The 2315-nt window shown below is 28.9% G+C and carries 2 protein-coding genes; both read right to left on the bottom strand.

Annotation, left to right across the window (positions count from 1 at the left end; translation table 11 throughout):
• Positions 1–289 precede the first annotated feature (289 nt).
• Positions 290–1252 carry a zinc ribbon domain-containing protein gene (locus UIB65_RS02910; protein ID WP_330039632.1) on the bottom strand — a complete coding sequence of 321 codons (963 nt, stop codon included), beginning with the start codon at positions 1250–1252 and terminating at the stop codon, positions 290–292.
• A gap of 9 nt (positions 1253–1261) precedes the next feature.
• Positions 1262–1972, bottom strand: a complete 711-nt coding sequence (locus UIB65_RS02905) for a zinc ribbon domain-containing protein (RefSeq protein ID WP_330039631.1) — start codon at positions 1970–1972, stop codon at positions 1262–1264.
• Between the last annotated feature and the right edge of the window lie 343 nt (positions 1973–2315).

Genomic DNA, 2315 nt, shown 5'->3' with positions numbered 1-2315 from the left:
CAGATTAAATTCCTATTAATATTATAAAAATAATTTTAATAACTTTTTTTTGATAAAAACAAAATAATATCGTTGATAATTTATTGCAGATACCTATTTTGGAACATGTCCTGAAAGCCATAGAATGGTTGAAAATTCAAATCAATTAAAACGAATAGACGCTTTATTATTATAATGGCTGATGAAAACATGATGATTTTAAAAAAAGCCAACATTAACATTAACGAGTATAGGTTGAAAATAGTAAAAAATTATTTTGATATACATGAAAAATAAAAAAAATGGTACTCTAAAATGTTTGAGTACCACTTGTTGGACTTAAAGAAACACTCTTAGTTGTTAAAAGCTTACTATTTGAATCATAGATTTTAATTGTTGCATGATCAGGATAATATAAATACGCATCTGCTGAAGCTATTTCAAGATAACCATCTGAGTGAACTGTAGCTGGCACCATATTACCATTATTTAAGCTATTTCCATCCCTAGAATAGAAAATTTGAACAATAACATTTTCACCAGCATGTGAAGTTCCAACATTGATTCTAGCATATGTCTTATCTTCATCAGCACTCCCTGTTGAGAAACTGCCTCCCAAAATTGAAATTGAGGAAGGGGTTGATGAGGAAGGTGTAGATGAGCTTGTTTGTGAACTACTGGATTGCTGTGAACTTTGAGATGCCAATTTATCTTTGTTGGTAATCTGTATTGATTTAAGCATTTTAATCATGGTTGGGTCATCATTTCCAATTAAAACAAATTCATACCCATCAAGTTCTCTAACAATGTAATAAGCATCACGCCCCTGATTGTCTTTAAATACTTTAATATCGCCTTCAGTTCTATCTAAGCTAACTGATGAAGGGTGTGATGAACCAGCGATATTTGATATAAGCAGTGAATTGACTTCTTTTGAATATTTTCCTCCATTTTGAAGACCTACAAATCCTCCAAAACCATAATTTGGAATAGAATTGGTCTCAACAAAATTTGACCCTTCTGGAACGTCCATCTTAAATATTTCAAAGTCCATTGTCTCAAGAGGCACGTTTCCTTTTAAAAATCCTCCTGCAAATATTACACCAACTGCCAATATGATTACAATAGCAATCAATGCAATGATAATAATTTTATTTTTTTCTAATGTTTTTGGTATGTTTTCTTGAGTTACAACACTTTCCAATGATTTTCCACAATTTTTACAAAATTTGGAATCCGGATTATTTTCTTCTCCACAATTAGGACACTTCATTTTTTCCTCCTATAAAACTTCTATTTTATCAAATAATTTTTCATCAGATACAAATATTGTAATTGCTTTATTGTTTCTAGTATATGAAAAAGCCTCTCCCCCATCACTAAATTTATTATAGTATCCAGTATAACCATATTTATTATGTATTCCTCCACCAACACTTGATAAAATACTGTCTGCTCTTCCACCTTCATACTTTGGAGGTAAAACCCATATCTCAATATATTCATCACCCACACTCCAACGCTCTGAAACACCCGGACTATCTGAATTAACAAGTTTTTCACTTGTAGAAATGAAATTTACAGGTATTTTATACTTAAATTCGTCCACATTAACTATTTGAGTTCCAATACCCTGATCTATAATGAGAGGTGCTGTTTTAATTGAAATAATAGATATTATTATAATTAAGGTTATAATTATAGGAATTTTATATTTTTCAATTAAATTTTCATTTTTAACAATATTATGGGTGTTTAAATCATGTCCGCAGTTTTCACAAAAGTCTTCACTGTCTTTGAGGTTTGCTCCACAATTAGGACAAGTATTTTTTAGTTTAGTTCCGCATTTTTGACAAAATTGTGCATTATCTTCTAATTTTTCACCACATTTAAAGCATAAATTTAAATTATTTTCAATTTTTGTTCCGCATTCTTGACAAAACGAGGCATTGTCTTTGATATATGCACCACAATTTTTACAATAATTTTCCATAGAATCATCTATGTTTAATATTTGATAGTAATGATTTAAATTATTTTACTATCAACATTAAAATAATAATGATAAAATGGAAAAGAAATAGTACAATCCCCAAGTCTTAAAAGGTTCAAGCATTTTCACAACATAGATATTTTCTTTTTTAACTTTGATATCATTGAAAAAAAAACTTTTATTAACTTTGCAATTGCCATTAATTATTTTAGGAATTATTCTATTTAAAAATCATCATGGACATTTGATGAGAAATATTCCTTTGTGTAATTCATCCACGACTAAAAGAATTAAATGCATTCTTTCACAATAAGATATAAAATCCATTAAAAAAGAGGATGTG

This window comes from Methanobrevibacter sp. (genome assembly GCF_036307625.1).
Taxonomy (GTDB): Archaea; Methanobacteriota; Methanobacteria; order Methanobacteriales; family Methanobacteriaceae; genus Methanocatella.
This window is presented reverse-complemented; position numbering and strand designations above follow the sequence as displayed.

Excerpts from the sequence above, each read along its gene's own strand:
- UIB65_RS02905 (WP_330039631.1), bottom strand. The coding sequence starts at position 1,972 with ATGGAAAATTATTGTAAAAATTGTGGTGCATATATCAAAGACAATGCC.
- UIB65_RS02910 (WP_330039632.1), bottom strand. The coding sequence starts at position 1,252 with ATGAAGTGTCCTAATTGTGGAGAAGAAAATAATCCGGATTCCAAATTT.